This is a genomic window from Maridesulfovibrio salexigens DSM 2638, from assembly GCF_000023445.1.
GTDB classification, from domain to species: domain Bacteria; phylum Desulfobacterota; class Desulfovibrionia; order Desulfovibrionales; family Desulfovibrionaceae; genus Maridesulfovibrio; species Maridesulfovibrio salexigens.
Window position 1 is genome coordinate 1,616,352 of sequence record NC_012881.1, and the last position, 22,228, is coordinate 1,638,579.

Sequence of the window (22,228 nt, forward strand, 5' to 3'; positions counted from 1 at the left end):
GCTGTGATATTAGTTGCATGGTGATGGCATCTCCTTTTTAATCCTGATTTGTTTCATTATCTCTTCACATTCTTTCGAGTTTTTGAATTCTTTTAAAATGCGGGAATATTTCTGGCTGATTTTACCATTGCCTGGTTTGCGGGTGAACCCTACGTAGAGCGGGGTTGTATGAATGGCAATAGGGCTGGCTACAATTTTATCATCCAGATTCATGCTTTTTAAAATATGATTGCCGACAGTAAGGTAGCCGGCAACCAGATCAACTCGTCCGGCCATAAGTTTCAAGAAATTATGGCGTAGGTCTTTTACCTCATCTCTATGAAACAGAGTGCTGTTGTCGAACGCTGTTCCGTATGTATACCCTTTTGTTGTTCCGATATGTTTATCTTCAAGCGAGGGTATCCCGGTATATACAAAGGGGTCTTCAATTCGTTTAAATATTGATGAAGTTATGAGCATTAGCGGTTCTTCGGGGTAGATCAGCCATCGTTGTCTTTCTTTTGTTTTTCGCAGACCGAAAATACCGTCCACTTTTCCGGATTCAGCCATGAGCAGTGCTCTTTTCCACGGAAGGAACTTGATGTCGAACCGGGTGTGCATCTTTGCAAAGACGGCCTTCGCTAATTCCACCTGTAGCCCTTTAGCTACCCCGGCATCTTCGTAGTAGTATGGAGGGAAGGGGTCTGTAGCAAAGGTAAGCTGCCTTGCAGCAAAAGAGTATGCAGGTAATAGCAGTGTTGCCATCAGAGATATTGTGATGAATTTTAGATAGTATCTCATTGCCCCTCTTTACGGGAAGTCATAGTAACGGTCTTTCCTTTGACGCTAAAACCTATCGATATACAATGTTTTTATTTTCCTGAAAGGTAACAGGCCAGTGCAATGGAATGGAATTTTGAGCTGTCTGAGTCTCCCCTAGATGAAACTACAATGGGTACTTCACTGCCGACAACTACGCTGGCCATAGTTTTTCCCGCAATGGTAGCCAAGGCCTTGTAGAGAATATTTCCGCTTTCAATTTCAGGAGTAAGCAGAATGTCAGCACAACCGGCTACAGGGTTCTCGATTCCCTTACAGGTTGCGGCTGCAGTGGAAATGGCAAGATCCAAGGCCAGCGGACCAGCTACGTATGCATCCCCGAAAGCATCTTCCAAGGCCATTTTTGCAAGGATATCCGCATCAAGTGTCGCGGGCATGGCCGGGTAGTTAACCTTTTCGGTTGCAGCAAGAATTGCCGCTTTGGGTTTTTCCATTCCAAGTTTACGCGCAACATCAATGGCGTTGCGCAGTATGTCGGCTTTACGTTGCAGGTTGGGTTTTATGTTAACTCCTGCATCAGTCAGCAGAATCAGTCTTTTCTGGGAAGATGCTTCAAACACGCTTACGTGGCTGATAATTCCTTTTGTGGGCACGCCGGTCTGTTTGTTGAGGATGGCTTTGAGTACCGTACTAGTGCTGACCAGACCTTTCATGATCAGGTCTGCTTTGCCGTTTTTAAAGTAGGAGACAGCAGTTGCCACCGCTTCGACATCGTCATGCTCATCATGGAATTCAAAGCCGTCTATGTTTAGCCCGTGCTTTTCCGCAACAGCGAGGGACTTTTCCCTGTTACCGATGAAAATCGGTTCGGCAATTCCTTCTTTATGTGCAGTGAGGGCGGACCTGATTACAAATTCTTCAGCGCATGGGGCAATTGCCACGCGCGCAGGACGATCGTGATTGCGAACTGCTGTAATGATTTCATCTAGTGATGTTATGGTCATCTGCGCACCTTTTTACGGTCTGGAAGTTCCGTCTGGATTAAGATCAATTTCGCGCCGGTTAAGCGTTACTCATCTCCGCGTTTGAGTGCGATCATACCGGTACGGCAAAGGCTTTTGATCCCGAAAGGCTGGAGGATCTTGATAAGTCCTTCAACCCTTTCCTGGTCTCCGCTAAGCTCTACGGTAATGGTTTTCTGACCCATTCCGACAACATCAGCCCGGAAAACTTCGAAAATCTGCATAATTTGCGACATGGTGTCTTTGTTTACTTCAACTTTGATAAGCACGAGCTCCCGGTCCACAAATTCTTTGCGGGCCAGATCGTCCAGCTGAATGACAAAGTCCATCGCTTTAAGCTGTTCGGTTACTTTGGTTATCTCTTCTCTACTGCCTTCGGCGCATATGACCATTCGTGAAACATCCATATTCTCGGTTTCACCGCAGGAAATGGAAGTGATGTTGATTTTATTATCTTGAAAGGCAGCAGAGGATTCGGCCAGAACTCCGGTTTTGTTTTTTACAAGTGCGGATATGGTGTGTTTCATCTTTACTCCTGAAAATGACAGTTCTTTTTCTTGGAGCATACACGCAAAGCCGGTCGTGAACAAGCAGGGACGGTAAAAGAGAAGAAGGGGGAAAGTTGTTAGATTGTTGTTAATCCCGGGGGGCAGAAACCTTCGGAACGCATCTTGACCAGTTTTTCCGCGTCTTCATTTGTCTGGGGTTTGTCAAAGTAGTAGCCCTGAACATAGTCGCAGCCGATATCTTTAAGAAGAATAAGCTGTTCCCGTGTCTCAACACCTTCAGCAATGACGTCCATGCTCAGACTGTGCCCCAAAGCATTTACTGCACGAACTATCTCGAGAGATTCGTGGTCGCTGGCCATATGGCTGACAAAGGAACGGTCGATTTTAACGGTGGAAGCCGGAAAGCGTTGCAGCTGTGCCAGTGATGAATAGCCGGTTCCGAAGTCATCAACTGCCAGTCTGATTCCCATCTCGCCGATCTTTTTCAGGTTCAGGGAGGATGCTGCATTGCGCTCCATGATCGCGGATTCTGTTATTTCCAGCTTGAGATTGTCAGCCGGAATCTTGGTCTCCTGCACAATTGTTTCAATAGCTTCAGCCAGATCTGGCTTGGAAAGCTGACTGGGGGATAGGTTGACGGTCAGAAATAGATCGTTGGCATTGGGATAAAGCCTGATCCATGCGGACATGAATCTGCATGCTTCAAAGAGTATGATTCGGTCGAGTTCAACTATCAATCCAGTTTCTTCTGCAACAGGGATAATCTGATCCGGAGTCAGGAATCCACGCTCCGGGTGGTTCCAGCGAACAAGAGCTTCAAATCCGGCCAGATTGCGGTTTTGCATGCTGTAAACCGGTTGGAAGTAGGGGAAAAATTCATTTTCAGGAATACCCTGTCTTATTTCAGTCTCAATCAGCAGACTTTGCAGGGCTTTTTCGTGCATGGTTTTGTTGAAAACCTTGAACTTGTTAACCCCTTGTTCCTTGGCTTTGTACATGCTGATGTCCGCATCACGAATGATGTGCTCAGGATGCTCGTAGCTTGAAGTCTTGAAAACAATGCCGATACTGGAACTGATGACAACTTCCCTTGAGGATATGCTCATCGGCTTGCGGATTTCGTTGCGAATATCACGGATAATCTGGATGACCATTTGAGGGGTGGAGAAGTCTTCAATCAACACCGCAAATTCATCACCACCCATCCTTGCAACGGTATCAACGGGGCGCAGGCAGCATTTAATTCTTTTGCCGACCTCAATGAGTAATTCGTCACCTGCCTGATGTCCAAGGCTGTCGTTGATACGTTTGAACATATCAATATCAAGCATCAGGACAGCGAAAGTCCTTTCCGGAATCTTGCGAGACATATCCAGAGTTTCTTCCAGACGCTCAAGAAAGAAAGTGCGGTTCGGCAGCCCGGTCAGGGAGTCGTGCAGGGACTGATAGGAAAGTCTTCGTTCATATTCCTTGCGCTGTGAAATATCATCGTAAATAATGAATGTTCCTGAAATTTCCTCATTGTAAAGAAAGGGGTACCCAAGGATGGATACCGGGATAAGCCTGCCATTTTTATGGCGGCGCATATCTTCGGTCCGGTATGTTTCTCCGCCGAGTATCTTTTTCAGGTTTGCCCTGATTTTTCCTGTATTGGTCGGAGAAAGGTTTTCACAGCAGGGCGCCATTTCTTCGGTGGAGTATCCGAAAAGTTTGTTGAAGGCTCTGTTGGTATCAACCACATTTCCTTTGGAATCTGTTAATGCAATAGCTTGCGGAGAGCTTTCAAAAAGTTGCATGAACCGGGATTTGTGTCTGAAAATTTTACGCTCGGCTACAATTTCCAGAGTGGAGTCAAAAGCTGTGCCTGTGTATAAAACAGGGTTGCCGCGAGAGTCATAAGAGGTGCGGGCATTCACAGTAACCCATTTCTCTTTCCCGTTGCGATGGTTCACTCGCAATAGCATTCCATTGACTGCACCATCGGTGAGCAATCTTTTTAGAAATTTCTGACGACCTTCATGATTATAGAGAAATCTTGAAGCCAGATCATTTTCAGCCAGCATTTCATCAACATTGTCATAGCCCATTATCGCAGCTAATGCAGGGTTCGCTACAGTAACTCTTCCTGCGGCAGATATCTGGAAAATAGCAACGGTCGCGTTTTCAAAGATTGAACGAAATTTTTTCTCACTCTCCAGCAGAGCTTCCTCAGCCTGCCTGCGTAAAAGGGCTGCTGCAACTTGCTCGGATATTGCCACCATGAGATCAATATCCTGAGAATTGTAGACACCGGAGCGTTCATATGACTGAATTGCCATCACGCCCATTACTTTTCCCCCGTGCTTTAGGGGAATGCCCATCCATGATTTTGCAGGCGAACCGATGTGATTGATCTTATTGGTTCTTTGGTCACGGAAATCGTTTTCATCAAGTAATAACGGATGCTCCGCCTTAATTACTTCCACGCTTAGGCTTTTGCCATCAGTCATTGGCAAAACAGTATATGGCGCCATGAAATCTTTTTCGTCAGCGTAATATGGAAAAGTTAAGGTTTTCTGGACTTCGTTATACAGTCCGACAAAGAAGTTCTCAGCTTCAATGAACGGCTTGAGGCTTTCGTGTACCTGCTTGAGGAATATGGGGGTGTCTGCTGTTGAATTAAGAGCAGATGAAATTTTGTAGAGGATTAAGTTGATATTTTCAGTCTGTTTTCGTGCTGAAATATCACGCAGAGACTCGATAGCCCCAATGGTTTTGCCGTTTGCATCCAGTATTGGCGCAGCCTGTACCCATAGATTTGTGCTTTTTCGATTGCCAAGGTCTTGAATACAGATTTCCGCGGCAAGAGCTCTACCTCTGCGACTGATTGCTCCATATTCAATTTCGCCAATTTCATCACAACCGTTGACAAGATCGATCAGGCCCGGAGTGCGTTTGCCGTGTATGAGATTTATGTGCTCAAAGTTGCCATTGCCAATGACATTTTCCGCTTTTGTGTTGGTAAGCTGTTCAAGGGCAGGGTTCCATGCAACGATGACCCCTTCTTTATTAATAATAAAAGCGGGGTCAGGTATGAAATGTAAAATGCTGACAGCAGGCGAGTTGGGTACAAGTGTAGAGTCATCAAGGCCGGAGTATGTTTTTTCGACCAAGTCTATAAAATTGTTCAGCTCATCGGCTAGTTCTAGAGACTGGTCTCCGATGGTGTCTTTCAGTTGTTTTTCCAGCAATTCGTGCATCGTAGTAAGTGGATACTTTAATAATTGTTGAGTTGCAAGTCAGCTTGTCTCATTTTTAAAATAGCATAACCTTGTGCTATAGTAATCTTATTTTCCGATTTTATGTACAGAAATAGTCGGTTCGTTTTGATGATTCCGTTGAACGCTGATTAGATAGTATTCTCCTTGTGGAGTACTTATTTCCCATGTTTTGTTTTCAGGGTTCATTTTACCTTGAATTGTTTTCTCAATTATTTGAAATCTATTCTTATCTATTAATTTAGAAACAGAGAAATCTTTAAAGTATTGAGGATTGCGTTTAATTTTTTTAAAATAGGGTAGATTGAATTTTATTCTTTGCCAGTTTGAGTAGAAGGCTTTACTTTCTGCTGTAGCATTTGCATTTCCTATCTGATTCGTAAGTTGCGGATAAAATGGTTTCCATAGCTCTCCGTCATAGAATTCAACCCAGCCCAATTCGTCAAGAAAGCGTGCCGGAATACCTGCGCTACGTAATATCGCGGTATTTAATATGCATATCTCAGTAATCGAAGATGTTTTGAGGGTATCTAATACTTGGACAGGTGAGAGTGTGTCTCCCAGTACACCTTTGTTTACTGATGATATTTCAGTATTAAGTTTATCTAATCTTTTTAGCAGTTTTTCCATTCCACCGACTTTGGTAAGATTGAATTTATGATGCAGGCGTTTTCGCCAATTGCTTTGCTGTTCGTATATGATCCGCGGGTTAAGGACGTATTGCTCGAAAATATTATCAGGATATTTCAATCCCGTTGATTCTGCTTCTTTTCTAGATCTGTCAGAAAATTCCGCATTTTCTATTAATTCAGTTGCCTTCACTGTCAACAGGTCTGCCACGGGCAGGATGGATATTGATTTGAGCAGTGAATCCCTGTTTGAGGGAGGGCAGGTGGCTATTGCGCGCAGTATTTGCGGGGTGTTCAGTCCTGATTTTGCAATATCAGAAGCACTGTCAGGCAAGGCTGTTTCCGCACTGGTTTTCATCCCTGTCAGTCTTTGCAGCCGTCTGTTTTTTATGGAATCAAATTCCACCTTTTTGGCGCCTTCTGAGTTTTTGGGCGGGGTAGGTATTTTTAAAGTGTCTTGGTAGGCAAATTTAAAACTGATAGTGCCTTCCGGTTTGTTGTCCGGCTGCATTCTTAGTATTATCGGGGTTCGTCCAGTTTGCTTTCCGGGAATCCATATTGATCCTGAATATGCGGAATTATCTCCGTTTGCAGCTGATAAAAGTACGGAACCCGGCCCTAACGTGATTTTTACCTTTCCCTCTGCATCAGTTGTCTTAGCGGCTACAGGACGGAAGGACGCATAATTCAGCACTGAAAAAAATACTCTCGTTCCGGGCAATGGTTTGCCTTTGGAGTCAACTACCAACACTTCGGTTCTGCTTGCCGGGGCATAGCGTGCAGTGGTGTTGATCAGTGTACAGCCGAAAGAACGTCCCAGAATTGGGAAGTCTGCTGAAGTTGTATTTCCGTATGCATATGAAACCACCAGTGGTGCCATGCGTACTGAACCGCTGAACCATGCATGATCAAGTCCATAGTCTGGATTGGCTGATTCAATGTAATGCCATTTACCGTCTACCTGAACTTCGGTCCAAGTATGGTTGTCGTTTGAGTGCTGCCAGGCCGGAACCATTGCCTGTCTTGCGGGGATGCCCACGCTACGCAGTGCGCAGACTGCAAGGATTACAGCTTCTTCACATCTTCCCCAGCCCCGGTTGATAGTCATGAGCGGGTTTTGGTCCCAACGCTGGGTTGATTTGAAGCCTGTTTTGGAAAAACACCAGCGGTTTACTGCAAGCACGGCTTCTTCCATTGATTCACATTCAGCAACTAGCGGTAGAAGTTCATTAAAAAAAAGTTTTCGCCAACTGGTGGCTTTTTCCTGACTTACACGGTGCGGGAGCACATAGTGCAGGAAGTCGTTCCAGGAAATATTTTTTCCCCACTTGGTTGATTCGCGGGCAAGGAAGGCAAAGTCGAGGTTTTCAGCCAACTCTTTTGCAGAGAGGGCGGCCCGGTCTGATGGAGGGAGGTTAGCGATCAGAAATTGTGCGGCCTGACGTTTTTGGGGATTTTCGTCATATCTGGAAATGAAATTTTCTAATTCAGCGCGGTTGTTGCCTGAAGTGGCAAGTATCGTTTTTATCGATGCGGAGTATGGTGAAAATTGATCTTGATAATTTTTAGTTGAACAGGCGCATAGAGATGTGCAGAGGCAAATGGCAGCTAAAATATGTGATACGTATTTAAGTGAAATCATGAAGATTGGTCTAGCATATAGTCCGTCTTATGTAAAAAAGACCGGAACCATATAGGTCCCGGTCTTAGAGGTGCATAGAGGGTAATTGTTGTCGATCCGGTTAGCCGCAACCGCAGCCGCTGCAGCCTCCGCCGCAACCATTTTCTTCTTCGAATACGAGAGAAGAAGAGATCTCAATTCCCATGGGTGAAAGGTCAATTACCATGGGTTTGGCCTGCGCGAGAAGCTCTTCGTCAACTACAAAGTCGTATCCTTCAAGGTTGATGGTTTCATCACCTTCTTTTGCGGAATCAATTCCAAGTGCCAGACGGGTTCCGCTGCATGCGGAAGCAATGTATATACGAATCGGCTCTTTGTCTTTGTCTTCAAAGTGCTGATCGAGTACTTCTTTTGCTTTCTCTGTGATCTTAAGCATTATTTTCTCCTTTTGAGGTTTGTTTTTCTAACAGAATAGCCCTCATGCAAGGTAAGTCAACCTGAATAGAGCAAAAAAACGTTCACTATTTGTTTTGCTCGTGAATGCGCTTGTTTTGCATTTAAAAATCCTATTCACGGGTAGGATATTCGCTATCTGTTTTCCCGAAGGAAACGTCCGGGTGAAATACCTATTACCTTTTTGAAGTGGCGGGAAAAATGACTTTGGTCAGAAAAACCTGAATTAAGTGCCGCTTCGATCAATGTTTCTCCAGATTGAATCCGGGCTTTTGCTTCGTAAATGCGGCAAGAGGTGAGATGCTCCTGCGGAGATAATCCGAATTTTTTTACAAACAGTTTTTGCAGATGAAACTGGCTGAGGCATGCTGTTTCAGCCAGAACATTTAAAGTGATTTTGTCTTTGAAATTTGTATCAATAAATTCTTTCACCCTGATTAGAGCTTCCTGCTGAGGACCGGTTGCTTCCGGGATTATCCGCGTGGTGCTGAAGTGTTCCAGTGCATGGTATAAAAAATTGTTCAAAGCTGTTTGCTTCTCAAGGGATGTCCCAGTTGTCTTCAAGAGGGAGAACAGTTCATCAAAAGAGGTGCGGCCAAAACCTTTGTAAGCAATGGCAGGGTTAAAATGTGGCGCAGAACATGCCTTGCCGCTTATCTCTTCTGCAAGATTTTGCAGATAGGATGGATTGACGCATAGGGCGCGATATGAGTGGGGACCGAATCCATTTTTGCAAATTGATTCGCAACTGTGAGATGTGCCGGGGGGAAGTATGCACATCTCCCCGGCACAATATGAATATGTTTGAGAATTGATACTGACCTTGCGTTCTCCCTGATCTATCAGGATGAAAATATAGCTGGAATGAACATGGCGCGGAAAACGGTTTGCGATTTCACGTGCTTCAATAAGCACTGCTTCCGGCAGATTCTCCAGCTCATTAAAGGTCAGTTTTTCATTATGTTTTGTCATTTGTTCCGATTCATATCAAAGCCGGGAAAAACTTGGCAAGCAGAGTCAGCCCTTCCGGTCCGGCTTTTACGCTATGTTCCTTTCCTTGAGGGATAACAGCTGATTTGCCGGGATGGTAGGGTGTTGATTTGTCTGCAAGGCTGGCATCTCCGTTTCCACCGATGATTTCATGCAGTTCCCATTGGTTTTCATGGATATGTGTTTCAAGGGTGCAGCCGGGATCAATTCTTACAATGTGGCAGCTCAGCTGACCTGCGGTCTTATCTCCGGTGATAAGGTGTTTGAGGTAAACGCCTTCGAATGCAGGGTGTGGATTCCAATCAAGGTTTGAGCACTGAATAGAATCTGTTGTTGTTTCAATTGTGCCGTTTGCGGCGAGAATGGGAAATTCCTCTGATGTCATATTGTCCTCCTGTTTTTATTGGTGTGATCGTTTTATAGGCAGGATCAGGAGGAATCGTATTGTACGATCTTGTGAATGTGGTTTTTCAAATAAAAAAGCGGATAAGATTTATTACTTACCCGCTTTTAGCTGAACCAATATGGCAGCAAAATTTATTTAAACAATTTCTAGCTGAAAGGCCGGAGGGCTCATGAGCAGCTTTTTGATGGGACAAAGGTCCAGTGCTCGGAGCAGGGCCGCTTTGTACTTTTCAGGAAAACCATCAGGAATGCTTAGTTCGTAGGTGAACTTGGCAATCTGGTTTCCTTCTTCATTATACTGGTATCTGACTTTTAGTCCCAGACCTTCCATAGGCAGTGATCTCGCTTCACAAAACTTGCGGGCGTAGTGAGCCGCACAGGTTGCCAGTGAAGCCAGAAAAAGATGCGTAGGTTCCGGGGCAGACCCTTCGCCTCCTTCACTTACAGGCATATCAACATCGATACAGTAATCGTCGCTGACAGCTGAAAGCTTTTGGCCGGGGCCGAATTCAATTTTGATTTCATTATTCATCATGACTCCAATTCGCCATAAATGTTGATAAAAATCACAGTGCTGCGGTTGGGATGTAAAGTAGCCCTTTACGTAAGAAAAAAGCAATGCTTTTTGTGTAGGGAAACCGGGGAAATACGTCTTTTTTTCTATTTTTTCTCGGGGATATGTCCAGACTTGATCTTTTCATCATCATGCAGGGCGTCTTGCAGGATTTTTTCAAAGTCTGTTTCAGTGGACATGCGGAACCCGCACCCGGCAGGAAGTTCTCCGAATTGCATGAAAATTGTAGGGTTTGGGAAATTACGGCAAAGTTGAGGGCGGTTTTCGTAGTCGTTGCATGTACCGTTATCGGTCAGGCTGGTGCAGGAAAATTTGAGATAACCCTCTTCGGTTTTTCCGCATATTTCAAAACGAGATAAGAGCTCGTCTTCGTCGACGGCTTTTAAAAACTGCTTTTCATTTTTCAGCCATTTACCGCCTGCATGAAGGCATATTGAACGGCAGCAGTTCCCGCACATTTTGCACGAACCGCGAATAATCACCGTTTGCCGTTTTCTTTTTAAACGCCATTTTCGGAATTTATATTCCAGATATTCAAAAAGATTCATGAAAGGAAAATAGACCTCTATGTTGCTGAATGCAAGGTGCTTAGGGCAAATGCTTACCTGCAACCCGGAAATTTACATAGAGATTCAATATATAATTCCATAATCCGGTAATAAGTGAGATCAGGATTCGGGAAATGATGTATTGCCAGTGCAGAATATCGACCATCAGGAACATCCCTCCGGTTACGATAATCAGACCGGTCCCGGCTATCAACAGAAAACCGAGATAGCCCTGTTTGAATTCACGGGTTGTTCCTTTGAAAACAAGCCTGCGGCTGATTATGTAGTTCAACGAAACCGCTATTAGAAAAGCTAGTCCGGCAGAAAAAACAGGTGACCAGTTGAATCCGTCTGTGAACAGGTAGAGCAGGGCCAGATCAAATAGAAAGGTCCCTCCGCCTACGCAGGTATAGCGTAGAAAGCGTATAGTTCCTTTAATATCCCATACTGAAAATAGTTTGCCTGTTTTGTTTGGGCTGTTTGTCTGCTCTGCCATATCTGAGCAGGAAGCCAATGAGTGACTTAAAAGTCAAGGCTCGTCTGCAAAGGTGACTGATTTGTAATATTGTAGTCACAAAAGAAAGGCCCCGCTGAATGAGGGGGTGAAATCCTCGTCAGCGGGGCTTGCGGCGTTCGGGTCAGGTTGCGCCAAACCTCCCTTGTGCCGTCTGGAAGAAAGGGTGTTTGTCCGGTGATGAACAAAGAGTGAAAGTAAAATTTTCTGAGCAGTAATCCTTAATCCTTTTCCTGCTTCGTTGATCTGTTTATATGGAACGGCTTTCCATATGTCTAATATATAATTTATGTCTGTTTGATACTTTAGAAGTATTGATTGACCGTGGTACGGGCTTTGCTGTGGATAATTATTTTTGAAAGTTAATTTCAGAATTAAATTTGCTTAAAAATAAGATTAAACCTGAAGTGTTCAGTTTATCGTTTTGATATTTATTTTTCTGATCTTATGGGTTTTATAAAGTTTGATTTTATATTAATTGGTGGAATCATGGAGAATAGCCTGAAAATACTGCTTGTGGATGATAATGCCGTAAATCTGACTCTTCTTGAGCGACTGCTCAAAGACGAAGGGGCTGAATTACACAAGGCTATGGAAGGGGAGGAGGCCATCGGACTTTGTCGGGAGCATGATTTTGCATTGATTTTGCTTGATGTACAGATGCCCGGAATGGATGGCTATGAAACTGCGCGCAAGATTAAAGAGATTGAGTCTTGTTGTCTTGTTCCGATAATCTTTTTGACAGCTATTTATAAAGACCCGGCATATGCCCGTATGGGCTATGAGGCAGGTGCTGTTGATTTTCTTACGCAGCCAATTGATCCGCCGACTTTAAGGGGAAAAGTCGGGGTTTTTCTGGAGCTGAAAAGACAAAAAGATCGACTGGAGCGGGAAATCGCGCAGCGTATTAAAACTGAAAAAGCTTTGCGGGCTGCCGAGGAAAAGTATCGCAATATATTTGAGCGTGCTGTGGAAGGTATCTTCAGGTCTACCCTTGATGGTAATTTTGAAGAAATCAATCCGGCTTTGGCTCGTATTTTGGGTTACGATACCCCGGAAGAAGCTGTGAAAAAGGCTCATACGGATATTCTTTACAAAAATCCGGCTGACAGGAAAGTCTTTCTGAAAAAGCTAATGCAGGAAAAGTCGCTAAATGATTATGAGCTTCGTTTCCGGCGTAAGGACGGTTCTGTAATATGGGTCTCGGAAAGTTGCCGACTGTTTGAAGAGGGTGGTGAATTCTACATTGAAGGTGTTGTGGAAGATATTACTCACCGCAAAATGTGTGAGCTTGAGCTTCAGGAAAAGGCCACCCTTGATGCACTTACCGGGATACCCAACCGGTACCTTTTCTTTGATAGGCTGGAAAAATCAGTTGCCAATGCAGGGCGGTATGGTGAAAAACTGGCTCTTTTATTCATTGATTTGAATGATTTTAAGCGTGTTAATGACCAGTATGGTCACCATGCCGGGGATATGGTCCTAGCCAAAGTTGCCGCAAGACTGAAATCGCGATTGCGTTCAGCGGACACTTTTGCGCGGCTTGGCGGGGATGAGTTCTGTGTTTTGCTTGAACGTCCTTCTGATAGGGAAAGTATTGCGCGTGTAGCGGATGATTTCATCAACTGCCTTACTGAACCTTTTGAGTTTGATGATGTTCAATGTTCTATCGGTGCCTCCATCGGTATAAGTATATATCCCGAAAATGGGGTTGAGCCCGAGGGATTGGTCAAAAAGGCAGATCAGGCCATGTACAGAGTAAAAGAACAGAAGGATCGAAAATACTGTTTTTACAGCTGAGGAATTAATCTGCCGAATTTAAAACTGTAGCTTTTTCTACACATATAGATTTTTACAGCTAGGTGTTTCTGCTCGTGTTGAGCGGAAACACCTTCTTTTTTGTCGGGCGGTTATGTTTAATTTTTAATCGATGATTTGTTCTGTGTCATTTTGATACTATATCTTGGCTGTTTATGACTTGTGAAAAATATTTATTTCTCTCGTTCCTTATGTTTTGTGCTTTAAAGTATCGTGCTGGTTGGTGTGTCGAAATATTTTGGTAAAACAGTATTGAATCTATTGTTGGTTGTGCTATTACTAAGCGGAAATTTTGTTTTGCATCGTTATTTATCTTTCAACTCTCTGGAATTAAAGTTGATTATTTTGTGATTAATTTAACTATCTAGCGTTTTACAGTCGTCTTAACCTGTAAAACGCGCAGCCATCCTTGACACAGGAATGGTCGGGTGAGATAGATTTAATTAAAATTTAACTTCAGAATTTTTTTAGACTTTTTCCAACGTTCTCTTTGCAATTTAACAAAAAAACAATTAGTGTTCGCTTCGTGTTACTAATTTTAAAAACGTAAGAGAGGTGCGAGAATGGTTTTTACCTGGCTTCAGTTCGCCATCTTCATGTTTTTGATCGGTGGGCTTCTTTTTGCCGGTGGTCCGCTTATCTTGTCTGCTCTGGTGCATCCACGAGCAAAAGGCGGGGACATGGGCATGTCTTATGAGTGCGGGATGAAACCCCACGGCAGGGCATGGAATCAGTTCGGTATTAGTTATTATGTTTACGCCTTGTTGTTTTTAGCCTTTGACGTAGACGTTCTCTATCTCTTCCCGGTTTCAGTCTGGTATCCTCATACCGATGGAATGTTTTATTTTATTGAAGTTGCCGGATTCCTGTCTGTTCTTGCTATTGCGATTATTTATTTCTGGAAGAAAGGAGTGTTCACATGGCCGAGAAAAATCTCCTGACCCCCGGCGGGCATGTTGTTGAGGATGGACTTGTCCGCCTTGAACTTGCTGAAGACGCCATGAACATCTGCCGATCCATGTCACTGTGGCCCATGACTTTCGGGCTGGCCTGTTGCGCTATTGAGATGATGGCTGTGGGTATGGCCCGTTTTGATATGGCCCGTTTCGGAGCAGAGGTGTTCCGTCCTTCCGCACGTCAGGCAGACTTAATGATTGTGGCTGGGACGGTGACCAAGAAAATGGCTCCTGCTGTTGTGCGTCTTTATGAGCAGATGCCTGCTCCCAAATGGGTGCTTGCTCTTGGTAACTGTGCAATCTCAGGTGGCCCTTTCAAGTTTAAGGGGCAGTACGGAATAGTTGAAGGCGTGGATAATCTTATTCCGGTAGATGTTTATGTTCCCGGATGTCCGCCGCGCCCGGAAGCATTGCTTGAAGGGTTGTTCCAGATTCAGGAAAAGGTGACCGGAAAACGCTGGTGGCCTGTGCCTGAGGATTTAGAGAAGGAGCGTGCCTTATGATGGGTGATAATTTAAGTCTCCCGGTTACCCCGCTTATGATCGGCAAGGGAAGTGTTCAAACCTCCGGGGTAACCATGAATGTCTTCCTGACTGCCGATGATATTGAACAGGCGGCCGGTGCCATGCTCAAACAAGCCTACCATCTGGAAAACATAGACGCCATTGATGTAGCCGAAGGTTTTCTGATCTCCTACCATTATGCCCATTTCACCAAACCGGGACGCATTGCTCACCGGGTGCTGGTCTGTCGTGATGAAGCTGAATTGCCGTCTATCTCTTCCATCTATCAGGGAGCGGACTGGCATGAGCGTGAGTGTTACGATTTTCACGGCGTGAAGTTTACCGGACATCCCAATCTGCTGCCCCTGTTACTTGATCCCGAAACTCCTAACGGAGTGCTGCTTAAAGATGATAAGAGCCGCAAGCCGTTGCGCGAGATCCTTAATCCCGGTGAAATTATCTTCAAAGGTGAAGGCTTTACTCTCTTCGATGAAGAGCAACCGGAACCGGAAGAGGGGGTAGAATCATGAATACATTTCCTGAAGGTGATTTCTACACCAATCATTTTGAAAAGGGTGCAGACGAGCATACCATGATTCTGAACATGGGACCGCAGCATCCTTCAACCCACGGTGTTCTGCGGGTCATCCTTGAACTGGATGGTGAATATATCGTTCGAGCCGAGCCTGTACTTGGTTATCTGCACCGTATGCATGAAAAGATGGCCGAGGTAAAAACATGGGTTCAGTTCATTCCCAACATGGGGCGTGTTGATTATCTGCATCCACTGGCATGGAACCATGCTTATGTCGGCGCGGTGGAAAAACTGGCCGGGATTGAGGTGCCTGAGCGGGCCGAATACATCCGGGTAATTCTTACTGAGCTGAATCGTATTTCTTCACACCTGCTCTGGTGGGGCGCATATCTTCTGGACCTCGGCGCATTTACTCCGATTATGTACGGCTTTGATGACCGTGAAATCCTCATGGATATGATGCAGAAGGCAACCGGAGCACGGTTGACCTATAGCAATTTCCGTTTCGGCGGGGTGGTTCATGACCTTGATGACGGTTTCGCGGACAAGTGTACAGAGTTCATCAAACGTCTTCGTGACCGTTTGCCCATGTACAAGGATCTGGTCACCGATAACATCATCCTGCGTAAACGTATTGAGGAAATCGGCTACATGGATGTTGATATGTGTAACCGCTACGGCGCGACCGGTCCTCTGATTCGTGGTGCAGGCGTTGAGCATGATACCCGCAGGGCTGAACCTTATTCAATCTATGATCGTTTCGATTGGAAGGTTCCGGTTTATTACGAAGCTGATGCCATGGCTCGTTACATGGTGCGCATGGAAGAGATCGAGCAAAGCCTGAACATTGTGGAGCAGGCCCTCGAGCAGATTCCTGAAGGTGAGCACATCATCAAGAAGGCTCCCAAGCCAACGTGGAAGGCTCCGGCAGGTGAAGCGTACTTCAGTACTGAAGGTGCGCGTGGCAAGGTCGGAATCCATATTGTCAGTGACGGCAGCAAAACCCCGTACCGGATCAAACTCCGTGCGCCGGGATTCTCCAACCTGTCCCTGTTTGCTGAATGTGCACAGGGAACAATGCTGGCAGATGCGGTTGCGATTTTAGGCAGCTTGGACATGGTAATCCCGGAAATCGACAGGTAGTCAGGAGCTTCATATGTCTCAAATTCCTGTAGAACTCGTTAAATTAATCATCGCACTGGTGGCGATTGCCGCTTTTGTGGGATTGAACGGGCTGGTGCTGGTTTACCTTGAACGTAAGGTGGCCGGATTCGTACAGCGCAGGCCCGGACCTTATGAAGTCGGTCCGCAGGGACTGCTGCAGCCTCTGGCCGATGCCGTAAAGCTTATCGGTAAACAGCTTTTCACCCCCAGCGGTGCGGACAAATTGTTGTTCTGGATGGCTCCCATTCTATCCTTCCTGCCCGTACTTTTACTTTTCCTGCCTATTCCTTTCGGTCCTGTTGCTACCGGGATGGAAATGGACCTCGGCCTGTTGCTCATTCTGGCTTTCGCAGGTCTGAATGTTCTCGCCCTGTGTCTGGCTGGGTGGGGGTCGAACAACAAATGGGGAATTCTAGGTGCGGCAAGGGCGGTGGCTCAGTCCGTAGCTTATGAAATCCCGTTGCTTCTCTCAGTGCTGGCTGTTGCCTTCATGACCGGAAGCCTGAACCTTACCACAGTGGTCGAGGGGCAGGGCGGCTGGCCGTGGCAGTGGAATGCAGTAGTGCAGCCGTTGGCTTTCATCATTTATTTTGTCAGCGCGCTTGGTGAAACCAACCGCGCTCCCTTTGACCTTCCTGAAGCGGAAAGTGAACTGACCGCCGGATTCCATACTGAATATTCGGGCATGGGTTTCGGGCTGTTCTTCCTTGCTGAATACGCCAACATGATCGTGGTTTGTTCTGTTGCTGCGGCCCTGTTTCTCGGCGGCTGGCAGGGACCTTTCTTTGACGGTGCATGGTGGTTCCTCGTCAAGGTCTATATTCTGCTGCTGGTCATGATCTGGCTGCGCTGGACATACCCCCGCGTTCGTTTTGATCAGCTTCTGAATATCAACTGGAAATGGCTCATGCCCTTAGCTCTGTTGAACCTGTTTATCACCGCTTTTGTGATGAAGCTGTAGGAGGGCGTTTTTAATGAGTGTGATTAAAAAAATATGGGATGACGTGACTTCGCTCTGGTCCTTGATCGTAGGACTGAAAGTCACGGGTAAAAACTTTGTCGATAAAAACGTGACCCTCCATTATCCGCGTGAAACGGTTACTTCCGGGGAGTTGGAGGGATTTCGTGGTCCGCTGGAACTCATAGGTAAACCCAAGGATCCGGCCAAACCAAAATGCATTGCCTGCATGATGTGTGTCACCGCCTGTCCCAGTAAGTGCATTACCGTGGTTAAGGCCAAGGCTCCCAAGCCTACCGAGGCTGAACTTCAGGCTATGAAAGAAGCGGAAGAGCGGGGCGAAAAGGTCAATAAGCCTAAAGCTCCTAAAGAGCCTGCAAAATTTTTGTATGACTTTTCGCTCTGTTCACTTTGTGGATCATGCGTTGAAAACTGCCCTGCAAAGGCACTGCGTTACTCATCAAATGTGTACTTGACTGTGACTGATCGCAAGGAGCTTAAAATGGACCTGCTTGCCAGACTCGGTGCACAGGCTGAGGCTGCTGTAGTTGCAAAGGCGGCAGAGTCTCCCAAGAAAGTTGAAGCTGTAACTACTGAAAAAGAGGCAGGGACAGAATCATGATGGAAACGCTCGCAAAAATAGCTTTTGTTGTTTACACGCTGCTGATTCTCGGCGGCGGGTGCATAGCCGTGGGCGCACACAGCCTGGTGCGGGCTATGGTGGGGCTGATATCGTCCCTGCTGGGCGTGGCTGGAATGTACATGCTCATGGCTGCGCCGTTCATGGCTTTCATGCAGATTCTCATCTACGTGGGGGCAGTCTGTGTGCTCATCTTCTTTGCCATCATGCTTACTCAGGCTGATGATCACGGGGTTGAAGCAGGAAGTCGCAGGCCGGGAAAATCAGCACTCGCAGCCCTGACGTTTATCGCTCCGGTATTTGTAATCGGGTTTATCCTGATCAAATTTCAGCCCGTTTCAATTCACATCCCGGTTGAGGTACCCCTGATCGAAATAGGTAAAGGACTGCTGGAAGATTATCCGGTTGCATTTGAGCTTATCTCGGTTGTCCTGCTGGCTGCCATGGCAGGAGCTGTGCTGCTGGCCTTTGAACAGAAAGGCAAGAAAGGGAGGAAAGTATAATGAGTCCTCTTTTAATGTATCAACTGGTGGCGCTCCTGCTGCTGGCTATCGGGCTGTACGGCATTGTCTGGCGTAAATCGCTTGTGGGCATGCTCATTTCCGTGGAGCTGATGCTCAACGGCGCGGGGCTGTCCATTGTTTCCGCCTCCCAGCTTACCGAGGCCGGAAGCGCAGTGGGGCAGATCGCCGCACTTTTTGTTATGGGACTGGCCGCTGCTGAAGCGACCCTTGTGCTGGCAATAATCATTGTGGTGGCAAAACGGTTTAAGTCCGTTGAGACCGACGCAATAACAAGGCTGAAAGGGTAAATGTATGACAGTTAGCACTGAATTCATCACCAGCGCGCGAATCCTGATCCCGCTCGCCATCACCCTTGTGGCACCGTTCTTCATTTGGTTTTTCCGGGAGAACATCAATCGCCGCGAGGCCGTTTCCATCTGGGCCGGTATCCTGACCTTCCTTTCCGTGGCTTCTATGGTTCCCGATGTTATGGAAGGCAAGATTGTAGAGTACACATTGTTCACCCTTTTTCCGGGTGTAAAAGTTTCTTTCGCTGCGGACGGGCTGGCTTTTATCTTTGCCCTGATCGCATCATTTCTGTGGGTATTCGCCACCAGCTATAACATCGGCTACATGCGCACCCTTAACGAGCATGCCCAGACCAGATATTACTTCTGTTTTGCGGTTGCCATTTTCGGTGCGGTGGGAGTTGCTTTTTCGGCGAATATTTTTACTCTCTATCTTTTCTATGAAATCATTTCCGTATTCACTTACCCGTTGGTTGCTCACCATCAGGATGATGTCTCCTTTAACGGGGCGCGGAAATATATGGTCTACCTGATGGGTACCTCCAAGTTGTTTCTGCTCCCGGCCATGGTCATGACCTATGTGCTCTGCGGAACCTTGGATTTTCATCTCGGCGATGTGGCGCAGGGAATTTTTCCACCGGACGCCGACCCCACACTGGTGACCATTACCTACGTACTTTACATTGCAGGTCTGGCAAAAGCAGCGCTTATGCCATTTCACAACTGGCTTCCTTCAGCAATGGTCGCGCCGACTCCGGTCTCCGCATTACTGCATGCGGTGGCTGTTGTTAAGGCCGGGGTTTTCTCAGTTTCCCGCGTGATCCTTTCCGGCTTCGGTGTGGATCTGATGGATAAACTGGGATTGGGACTGCCGACAGCATATCTTGCGGCATTCACCATTGTAACGGCTTCGCTCATTGCCCTTACCAAGGACGATATCAAGGCAAGGCTTGCCTATTCCACTGTCAGCCAGCTTTCCTACATCATTATCGGTGTAGCCATGCTGACCCCGGAAGCAGTGCAGGGCGGTTTGATGCACATAGCTCACCACGCTTTTTCCAAGATCACATTGTTCTTCGGTGCCGGTGCCATTTATGTGGCAACCCACCTTAAGAAGATCAGCCTTATGGATGGGCTGGGCAGGCGAATGCCGTGGACCTTCGGGGCCTTCGCCATTGCTTCACTGTCTATGATCGGGGTGCCTCCGGTCTGCGGATTCGCCACCAAATGGTATCTGGTCAAAGGTGCGGTAAGTATAGGTCAATGGGGACTGCTGGTGGCTTTGCTGGCAAGTACTTTGCTAAATGCCGGATATTTCGGACCCATTGTCTATCGGGCATTTTTCAAGGCTCCGGCAGAGGGAGCCAATATCGAGCAATACAACGAGGCCCCGCTGTGTATGGTCATTCCGCTTTTTACCACGGCTCTGATCTCAGTCTGGCTGGGACTTTATCCCCAGACTTTCCTGAACTTCATCAACGTGTTCGGTAAATTCTAAGGAGAACCGCCATGATCGAAAAACTTGGAAACTGGTTCGAAACCCAGCGCACGCAGAAAATGAGGTTCTGGAAACTGCTTTTCGCAGGATTCCTTGTGCTGCTGGTGATGCTGAATTTCTTCATCCATCCGCATCATGTGGAATATCATTATGACGGTTACCCCGGATTCTGGGAAATCTTCGCTCTTGCTGCTTCAGTGGGCATGGTTTTTCTGATGAAGGTACTCATCCAGCCTTTTCTGGTAGGACCGGAAGAGGGCGAGGATTATACAGAAGGAGGAAACAATGACCATTAATGGTTTTCTCCATCCGGCACTGGCTTTTATCGCCTTGGCAATGGCCTTGCCATTCTTCCGGGGCAAGCAGTGGAAATGGTTTCTGCTCGTCCCCCCTGTAATTGCCATAGGGGTGGTCTTTACTGCCACACTTGGTAATTTCGGGGTAATTCCATATCTCGGTAATGTGCTGGTGCTAGGCCGGGTGGATAAGCTTTCGCTGGTCTTTGCCAACGTATTCGCTATCCAGTCTCTCATCGGTATGATCTACGCTTTGCATACGGATGATAAAGCGCACCATGCTGCGGCGTCCCTTTATGTTGCCGGATCATTCGGTTGTGTATTTGCCGGAGACTATTTGTCCCTGTTTATTTTCTGGGAACTCATGGCTGTGGCCTCCACCTTTTTGGTCTGGCTGCACCGCACCAAGACTTCCAGCGCTGCCGGTTTCAGGTACTTCCTGTTCCATATGCTCGGCGGTCTGTTCCTTCTTGGTGGATTGCTGCTCCGTTACTCCGAAATCGGAACTTTCGCTTTCCTGCCTGTGGACCCGCAGGGAATGGAATATTACGACTGGCTGATCCTGACCGGATTCTGCGTCAACGCAGCTGTTGTGCCTTTGCATGCATGGCTGCCTGATGCCTATCCCGAAGCAACTGTTCCGGGGGCGGTTTTTATGTGTGCCTTCACCACCAAGACTGCGGTTTACGTGCTGGCCCGAGGATTCTCCGGGGTTTACGCATTGGCAGTGGCCGGAACAATCATGGCTGTCTATGGAGTGCTTTACGCGTCAATGGAGAACAATGCGCGTAGGATTCTTTCCTACCACATCGTCTCGCAGGTCGGTTACATGGTCGCCGGTATCGGTATCGGTACAGCCATGTGCATCAACGGTGCTGTTGCTCACGCTTACGCACATATCCTTTATAAGGGGTTGCTCTTCATGAGTGTGGGTACGGTGCTTTATGCAGTAGGAACTGCCGACTTGGACCGCCTCGGTGGGCTGGTCGGGAAAATGCCTGTGGTCATGCTTCTGTACATGGTCGGGGCGGTTTCCATTTCCGGTATGCCGCTTTTCAACGGATTTGTATCAAAGACCATGACTATTACCGGGGCTGCTGAAGCTCATCACACTTTGCTGGCCGTAGGGCTTGAAATCGCCGCCGTAGGTACTTTCCTTTCGGTTGGTATTAAGCTTCCGTACTTTGCCTTCTGGAATAAACCGGCAAAGACGGACATCAAACTAAATCCCATTCCCAAGAATATGTACGTGGCAATGGGTATCGCGGCTTTCCTCTGTTTCGCACAGGGTGTTTATCCGCAGATGCTCTACAAGCTGCTGCCGTTCCCGGTTGAATATCATCCTTACACCCCGTGGCACCTGTTGCAGGCTTCAATGCTGCTGGCATTTACCGGAGCAGGTTTCTGGATCATGCGTAAGGTCATCGTACCGCACCACGGACGTAACCTCGATTTTGACAAGCTGTACCGTTTCATCGGTAATATGGGCTTGCTTTTGGTCTGCCGCCCCATCGCATGGGCTGATTCAGTCTGGACCACAGTGTATCGGGTGATCGGGCTTAAGTGGTTGATGGATTCTGCTGCCGGATCATCATGGTTTGACCGGAAGGGTATTGATACCGTTGTGGATGGCACCGCATACACCGTACGCAATATCGGTAAGACAGGAGCCAAGATACAAACCGGACGTTTGCAGGATTACCTCGGAATGGCTGTGTTCATCGCGCTCTGCGTCTACGGCTTAGTCTGGTATTTCGGATAAAGGGGA

General features: G+C 46.8%; 23 protein-coding genes. 12 read left to right on the forward strand and 11 right to left on the reverse strand.

What is annotated here, in order from left to right:
- Positions 1–9: 9 nt before the first annotated feature.
- The 11 genes from DESAL_RS07410 to DESAL_RS19695 all read right to left on the reverse strand — a co-directional run bounded on the left by DESAL_RS07410 (position 10) and on the right by DESAL_RS19695 (position 11,263).
- Positions 10–780, reverse strand: coding sequence for a substrate-binding periplasmic protein (locus tag DESAL_RS07410; RefSeq protein ID WP_015851357.1), 771 nt, complete (start codon positions 778–780; stop codon positions 10–12).
- Positions 781–851: 71 nt separating this feature from the next.
- The gene (locus DESAL_RS07415) at positions 852–1,763 is read right to left on the reverse strand and encodes a bifunctional enoyl-CoA hydratase/phosphate acetyltransferase (protein ID WP_015851358.1); all 912 of its coding nucleotides are present in this window, start codon (positions 1,761–1,763) and stop codon (positions 852–854) included.
- Between the two features lie 65 nt (positions 1,764–1,828).
- Positions 1,829–2,308, reverse strand: coding sequence for an acetolactate synthase small subunit (gene ilvN, locus DESAL_RS07420; protein ID WP_015851359.1), 480 nt, complete (start codon positions 2,306–2,308; stop codon positions 1,829–1,831).
- A gap of 98 nt (positions 2,309–2,406) precedes the next feature.
- Complete coding sequence (locus tag DESAL_RS07425; RefSeq protein ID WP_015851360.1) at positions 2,407–5,529, reverse strand: bifunctional diguanylate cyclase/phosphodiesterase; 3,123 nt, start codon at positions 5,527–5,529, stop codon at positions 2,407–2,409.
- 87 nt (positions 5,530–5,616) lie between these two features.
- Positions 5,617–7,818, reverse strand: coding sequence for a transglutaminase domain-containing protein (locus tag DESAL_RS07430; RefSeq protein ID WP_015851361.1), 2,202 nt, complete (start codon positions 7,816–7,818; stop codon positions 5,617–5,619).
- A 100-nt stretch (positions 7,819–7,918) separates the two neighbouring features.
- On the reverse strand, positions 7,919–8,233 hold the full coding sequence (locus tag DESAL_RS07435; protein WP_015851362.1) for an iron-sulfur cluster biosynthesis family protein: 315 nt from the start codon (positions 8,231–8,233) through the stop codon (positions 7,919–7,921).
- A 152-nt stretch (positions 8,234–8,385) separates the two neighbouring features.
- Positions 8,386–9,222 carry an AraC family transcriptional regulator gene (locus DESAL_RS07440; RefSeq protein ID WP_015851363.1) on the reverse strand — a complete coding sequence of 279 codons (837 nt, stop codon included), beginning with the start codon at positions 9,220–9,222 and terminating at the stop codon, positions 8,386–8,388.
- A 10-nt stretch (positions 9,223–9,232) separates the two neighbouring features.
- Positions 9,233–9,625, reverse strand: coding sequence for a cupin domain-containing protein (locus DESAL_RS07445; RefSeq protein WP_015851364.1), 393 nt, complete (start codon positions 9,623–9,625; stop codon positions 9,233–9,235).
- Between the two features lie 156 nt (positions 9,626–9,781).
- Positions 9,782–10,180 carry an OsmC family protein gene (locus tag DESAL_RS07450; protein WP_245543799.1) on the reverse strand — a complete coding sequence of 133 codons (399 nt, stop codon included), beginning with the start codon at positions 10,178–10,180 and terminating at the stop codon, positions 9,782–9,784.
- A 125-nt stretch (positions 10,181–10,305) separates the two neighbouring features.
- Positions 10,306–10,767, reverse strand: a complete 462-nt coding sequence (locus tag DESAL_RS07455; RefSeq protein WP_015851366.1) for a YkgJ family cysteine cluster protein — start codon at positions 10,765–10,767, stop codon at positions 10,306–10,308.
- Positions 10,768–10,807: 40 nt separating this feature from the next.
- Positions 10,808–11,263: a GtrA family protein gene (locus DESAL_RS19695; RefSeq protein WP_015851367.1), complete on the reverse strand. Its 456-nt coding sequence runs from the start codon at positions 11,261–11,263 to the stop codon at positions 10,808–10,810.
- A gap of 507 nt (positions 11,264–11,770) precedes the next feature.
- On the opposite strand from DESAL_RS19695, the gene DESAL_RS07465 reads away from it, so the two are divergent.
- The 12 genes from DESAL_RS07465 to DESAL_RS07520 all read left to right on the forward strand — a co-directional run bounded on the left by DESAL_RS07465 (position 11,771) and on the right by DESAL_RS07520 (position 22,222).
- Positions 11,771–13,081, forward strand: a complete 1,311-nt coding sequence (locus tag DESAL_RS07465) for a two-component system response regulator (RefSeq protein ID WP_015851368.1) — start codon at positions 11,771–11,773, stop codon at positions 13,079–13,081.
- 581 nt (positions 13,082–13,662) lie between these two features.
- Positions 13,663–14,040, forward strand: a complete 378-nt coding sequence (locus DESAL_RS07470; RefSeq protein ID WP_015851369.1) for an NADH-quinone oxidoreductase subunit A — start codon at positions 13,663–13,665, stop codon at positions 14,038–14,040.
- Positions 14,019–14,558, forward strand: coding sequence for an NADH-quinone oxidoreductase subunit B (locus DESAL_RS07475; RefSeq protein WP_015851370.1), 540 nt, complete (start codon positions 14,019–14,021; stop codon positions 14,556–14,558). Before DESAL_RS07470 ends, DESAL_RS07475 begins: the two co-directional genes overlap by 22 nt.
- The gene (locus DESAL_RS07480) at positions 14,555–15,088 is read left to right on the forward strand and encodes an NADH-quinone oxidoreductase subunit C (protein ID WP_015851371.1); all 534 of its coding nucleotides are present in this window, start codon (positions 14,555–14,557) and stop codon (positions 15,086–15,088) included. The genes DESAL_RS07475 and DESAL_RS07480 overlap by 4 nt, the downstream gene beginning before the upstream one ends.
- A complete protein-coding gene (locus tag DESAL_RS07485; RefSeq protein WP_015851372.1) occupies positions 15,085–16,236 on the forward strand; it encodes an NADH-quinone oxidoreductase subunit D in 1,152 nt (383 codons plus the stop codon). Before DESAL_RS07480 ends, DESAL_RS07485 begins: the two co-directional genes overlap by 4 nt.
- 13 nt (positions 16,237–16,249) lie before the next feature.
- Entirely contained in the window at positions 16,250–17,218 is a 969-nt protein-coding gene (gene nuoH, locus DESAL_RS07490) for an NADH-quinone oxidoreductase subunit NuoH (RefSeq protein ID WP_015851373.1), read from the forward strand.
- Between the two features lie 13 nt (positions 17,219–17,231).
- Positions 17,232–17,837, forward strand: a complete 606-nt coding sequence (locus DESAL_RS07495) for a 4Fe-4S binding protein (protein WP_015851374.1) — start codon at positions 17,232–17,234, stop codon at positions 17,835–17,837.
- The gene (locus DESAL_RS07500; RefSeq protein ID WP_015851375.1) at positions 17,834–18,358 is read left to right on the forward strand and encodes an NADH-quinone oxidoreductase subunit J family protein; all 525 of its coding nucleotides are present in this window, start codon (positions 17,834–17,836) and stop codon (positions 18,356–18,358) included. Before DESAL_RS07495 ends, DESAL_RS07500 begins: the two co-directional genes overlap by 4 nt.
- On the forward strand, positions 18,358–18,666 hold the full coding sequence (gene nuoK, locus DESAL_RS07505) for an NADH-quinone oxidoreductase subunit NuoK (protein WP_015851376.1): 309 nt from the start codon (positions 18,358–18,360) through the stop codon (positions 18,664–18,666). The genes DESAL_RS07500 and nuoK overlap by 1 nt, the downstream gene beginning before the upstream one ends.
- A 4-nt stretch (positions 18,667–18,670) precedes the next feature.
- Positions 18,671–20,164 carry a monovalent cation/H+ antiporter subunit D family protein gene (locus DESAL_RS07510; RefSeq protein ID WP_015851377.1) on the forward strand — a complete coding sequence of 498 codons (1,494 nt, stop codon included), beginning with the start codon at positions 18,671–18,673 and terminating at the stop codon, positions 20,162–20,164.
- Positions 20,165–20,175: 11 nt separating this feature from the next.
- Entirely contained in the window at positions 20,176–20,460 is a 285-nt protein-coding gene (locus DESAL_RS07515; RefSeq protein WP_015851378.1) for a hypothetical protein, read from the forward strand.
- On the forward strand, positions 20,450–22,222 hold the full coding sequence (locus DESAL_RS07520; RefSeq protein WP_015851379.1) for a Na(+)/H(+) antiporter subunit D: 1,773 nt from the start codon (positions 20,450–20,452) through the stop codon (positions 22,220–22,222). Before DESAL_RS07515 ends, DESAL_RS07520 begins: the two co-directional genes overlap by 11 nt.
- The last annotated feature ends 6 nt before the right edge of the window (positions 22,223–22,228 follow it).

Coding starts and splice junctions, on each gene's coding strand:
- DESAL_RS07410 (WP_015851357.1), bottom strand. CDS start 780: ATGAGATACTATCTAAAATTCATCACAATATCTCTGATGGCAACACTG.
- DESAL_RS07415 (WP_015851358.1), bottom strand. CDS start 1,763: ATGACCATAACATCACTAGATGAAATCATTACAGCAGTTCGCAATCAC.
- ilvN (WP_015851359.1), bottom strand. CDS start 2,308: ATGAAACACACCATATCCGCACTTGTAAAAAACAAAACCGGAGTTCTG.
- DESAL_RS07425 (WP_015851360.1), bottom strand. CDS start 5,529: ATGCACGAATTGCTGGAAAAACAACTGAAAGACACCATCGGAGACCAG.
- DESAL_RS07430 (WP_015851361.1), bottom strand. CDS start 7,818: ATGATTTCACTTAAATACGTATCACATATTTTAGCTGCCATTTGCCTC.
- DESAL_RS07435 (WP_015851362.1), bottom strand. CDS start 8,233: ATGCTTAAGATCACAGAGAAAGCAAAAGAAGTACTCGATCAGCACTTT.
- DESAL_RS07440 (WP_015851363.1), bottom strand. CDS start 9,222: ATGACAAAACATAATGAAAAACTGACCTTTAATGAGCTGGAGAATCTG.
- DESAL_RS07445 (WP_015851364.1), bottom strand. CDS start 9,625: ATGACATCAGAGGAATTTCCCATTCTCGCCGCAAACGGCACAATTGAA.
- DESAL_RS07450 (WP_245543799.1), bottom strand. CDS start 10,180: ATGATGAATAATGAAATCAAAATTGAATTCGGCCCCGGCCAAAAGCTT.
- DESAL_RS07455 (WP_015851366.1), bottom strand. CDS start 10,767: ATGAATCTTTTTGAATATCTGGAATATAAATTCCGAAAATGGCGTTTA.
- DESAL_RS19695 (WP_015851367.1), bottom strand. CDS start 11,263: ATGGCAGAGCAGACAAACAGCCCAAACAAAACAGGCAAACTATTTTCA.
- DESAL_RS07465 (WP_015851368.1), top strand. CDS start 11,771: ATGGAGAATAGCCTGAAAATACTGCTTGTGGATGATAATGCCGTAAAT.
- DESAL_RS07470 (WP_015851369.1), top strand. CDS start 13,663: ATGGTTTTTACCTGGCTTCAGTTCGCCATCTTCATGTTTTTGATCGGT.
- DESAL_RS07475 (WP_015851370.1), top strand. CDS start 14,019: ATGGCCGAGAAAAATCTCCTGACCCCCGGCGGGCATGTTGTTGAGGAT.
- DESAL_RS07480 (WP_015851371.1), top strand. CDS start 14,555: ATGATGGGTGATAATTTAAGTCTCCCGGTTACCCCGCTTATGATCGGC.
- DESAL_RS07485 (WP_015851372.1), top strand. CDS start 15,085: ATGAATACATTTCCTGAAGGTGATTTCTACACCAATCATTTTGAAAAG.
- nuoH (WP_015851373.1), top strand. CDS start 16,250: ATGTCTCAAATTCCTGTAGAACTCGTTAAATTAATCATCGCACTGGTG.
- DESAL_RS07495 (WP_015851374.1), top strand. CDS start 17,232: ATGAGTGTGATTAAAAAAATATGGGATGACGTGACTTCGCTCTGGTCC.
- DESAL_RS07500 (WP_015851375.1), top strand. CDS start 17,834: ATGATGGAAACGCTCGCAAAAATAGCTTTTGTTGTTTACACGCTGCTG.
- nuoK (WP_015851376.1), top strand. CDS start 18,358: ATGAGTCCTCTTTTAATGTATCAACTGGTGGCGCTCCTGCTGCTGGCT.
- DESAL_RS07510 (WP_015851377.1), top strand. CDS start 18,671: ATGACAGTTAGCACTGAATTCATCACCAGCGCGCGAATCCTGATCCCG.
- DESAL_RS07515 (WP_015851378.1), top strand. CDS start 20,176: ATGATCGAAAAACTTGGAAACTGGTTCGAAACCCAGCGCACGCAGAAA.
- DESAL_RS07520 (WP_015851379.1), top strand. CDS start 20,450: ATGACCATTAATGGTTTTCTCCATCCGGCACTGGCTTTTATCGCCTTG.